The sequence below is a fragment of the Shewanella sp. Isolate8 genome (assembly GCF_022398495.1).
GTDB lineage: Bacteria > Pseudomonadota > Gammaproteobacteria > Enterobacterales > Shewanellaceae > Shewanella > Shewanella aquimarina.
The window spans coordinates 1-2,848 of sequence record NZ_JAKEVI010000010.1 but is presented as its reverse complement, the minus strand read 5'-3'; the positions used below and the strand labels follow the sequence as shown (position 1 = coordinate 2,848).

At 44.1% G+C, this 2,848-nt stretch carries 1 tRNA gene and 2 rRNA genes; all 3 read right to left on the bottom strand.

The features are described from left to right. Positions 1 to 2,317: 2,317 nt before the first annotated feature. The 3 genes from rrf (L1D43_RS19755) to rrf (L1D43_RS19745) all read right to left on the bottom strand — a co-directional run bounded on the left by rrf (L1D43_RS19755) (position 2,318) and on the right by rrf (L1D43_RS19745) (position 2,717). A 5S ribosomal RNA gene (gene rrf / locus L1D43_RS19755) occupies positions 2,318 to 2,433 on the bottom strand. A 9-nt stretch (positions 2,434 to 2,442) separates the two neighbouring features. Continuing rightward, a tRNA-Thr gene (locus tag L1D43_RS19750) sits at positions 2,443 to 2,518 on the bottom strand. 83 nt (positions 2,519 to 2,601) lie between these two features. After that, positions 2,602 to 2,717 (bottom strand): 5S ribosomal RNA (gene rrf, locus L1D43_RS19745). Positions 2,718 to 2,848: the final 131 nt, after the last annotated feature.

Sequence of the window (2,848 nt, the reverse complement as noted above, 5' to 3'; positions counted from 1 at the left end):
CCTGCCGCCAGCGTTCAATCTGAGCCATGATCAAACTCTTCAATTAAAAGTTTTTGTGCTCCACTCTTTATTCAAAAGGAAGCGACTCAATGAATTCTGATTCACATAAATGACTCGGAAGAATCACTTACATGTTTGTACATATTGCTATGGACTCTCATCATTGCATTGAGATTTAAATCGTTTTCGATTAACTCAATACCTGTGAGTGTCCACACAGATTTCTTGTTTTATCTTGTTAAAGAGCATGCATCCTTACTTTTGGATGCCGCCGTTAGCGCTGGGCCGTCGGCTTAGGGATGCGTATTCTACACTTCCCGATGTTGGCGTCAAGCGCTTTTTTCAAAAGATTTTTAAATGGTTAATTACTGCGCTATCGCGCTGTAACCACCGGCTTAAAAACTTGAACCGCTTGTTACCTTGACTCGACCAGCTTGCCTACTCGCTTCGCTAAGTAGCGCCGTTTGCCGTGTCAGTGGGAGCGCATTATAGGGAGCCAAATCTTTTGTGCAAGGGCTTTCTTCAATAAAAATGAACTTATTTTTTATACCTGATATAAGCACATCCTTTACACCAATTACGCACACAGTTATCCACAAAGGCATCTGTTTATACATTTTATCTACCTCCTCATTGTTATCGCCCAGATATTCAAACTACCTCAATACTTACCAACGAAAGCCTCTAAAATCTTAAATAAACCTATATTTCGATGTAACGAGGAAGATGAAACCACCATCTTTCTCAAGTAAAAATTTGGGTAACCGGTAGCTACCTAGCAATCGCGATGTTTTCTCTTGAACAAAACTGATATGCGATAGCGTATTAGGTAACTCAAGCGAGGTTCTAATCCCCATAGAGATGAAATCGAGAGACCAGTTCAACCTCTCTATTCACGACGCCAGCATAGAAGACCTCATTTATTCTCCCGCTATAAGGGCTTCACTCTAGATGTGAAAAAGAGTACGGAATAGCAGAAATAGACGGGAGCAAATCTGCTGAGCACTGGAAGGTTCGCTCTCTTGCCGATCTGCTAATCAAGAAGAATCAGTCTAGCCTTTCAATTGGCGCTTGGCTTTGCAAGGCCCATATGTGCCTTCATGAATCGTAATAACTGAAATCACCGAGAAACAATAGACTTAACTCTCCATGCTTAATATAAAGCAATTCGAGCAACCACAGACATTGATGTGAAGTGTACGTCATGGGCAGCAGTATAAGTATATCTATAGGGATAAGAGGAGTGATTTCCAAGAAACATTTAATCAATGGACATCGGCGGTATGAATTCAGCTTACATAAGCTAATAGCCTTCTTACCTAAAGAACATGGCGAACATGCGCAAATTTTTAAAAAGCTCTACACAAATCACGGCCGCTGGTTGAGGTGACTCTTCACTACTCCTTATGAGATCGACCCCATTCACCGTAAATTCCGACCATACTCTTCGCATGCCCCTCATATATAACATGCATTCAATAAGCCCCTGCCCATGTTCGAGTAGACAAATCAAATAACCAACTATTTATTATTGCCTGGATGCGTATGAGGGAAAGAAGATCTACTTTGAATGCGCTGCATCCAAGGGCTTTGCGATACGAGAGGCGGGTTACCACAACCTTCTACTGAGCAGTGGGCTGTCACAAGTGGTAATGGAAGTGTCGATATTGCTTGGCATTTGTCGACAAACATAGAAATCAACATTCCTGGCCAATATAGATAACCAACTGCACCAACACTAGCCATCAAACAAAGAAACCTGGAAAGCATGCGCCGACATGTAAAAGGGCGTACAGACAGTTCTCACATGGAGGCAAAAGGCATCGCTTATTAAGCAAAGCTTGATGGATGGCTGGCTGGAGCGCAAAGCAGCTAGACTGCGAGCCTGGGAGCCCGTTCAGCGGTGGGACGATGTTGGGAGTAGGCATTCATGCCTACATAAGTGAATCAACCACCTGACTTTAATTAAGGCAGTTTTGAGAGAAAGTGTCGATAATTTCATAAACCCTAAACGCAAAAAAGCCACCTTATTCAGGTGGCTCCTTCACTTAATTAGCGCCTGTCATGGCCAGCTACGCTAAAGCTTCGCGCTGACCTACATGGATGTAGGGAATGCTGAAAGTGTCGGGAATATCTTTTAGCCATAAGCACATCGCTATCGCGATATTCGCCCTACTCCACTTGGAAATGCACCTCACTGCGTTCGGGCTTTTTATATTTCCCATGTTCGACTCGATATTTCAAAAACCGTTAAACGAAAAAATCCCCAGCACAGTGTGCAGGGGATTTTTCGACTCTCTTTCGAGAATAATTAGGCGCCTGGAAATGACCTACTCTCACATGGGGAGACCCCACACTACCATCGGCGCGATTGCGTTTCACTTCTGAGTTCGGGATGGGATCAGGTGGGACCACAATGCTATGGTTTCCAGACAAATTTAGTGGTGCTGATACCCAGAATCGAACTGGGGACCTCATCCTTACCAAGGATGCGCTCTACCGACTGAGCCATATCAGCACAAAACTGTTAAATAACTATGCGTCTTACTCTAAAATGCGCTTGGTTATTTTGCTACACCTTAAAGGTTAAGCGAAATTAGCGCCTGGAAATGACCTACTCTCACATGGGGAGACCCCACACTACCATCGGCGCGATTGCGTTTCACTTCTGAGTTCGGGATGGGATCAGGTGGGGCCACAATGCTATGGTTTCCAGACAAATTCTTACTGGTTAATTCTTCGTCTGACGGCATTGTTTCCTCGCTGCAGTGCTCATGTACTCTAGTACACTCCGCGCTTCGCTTCGTTACGGCTTTGTCAGCCAAACAATTACCTGCGTAATTAACCG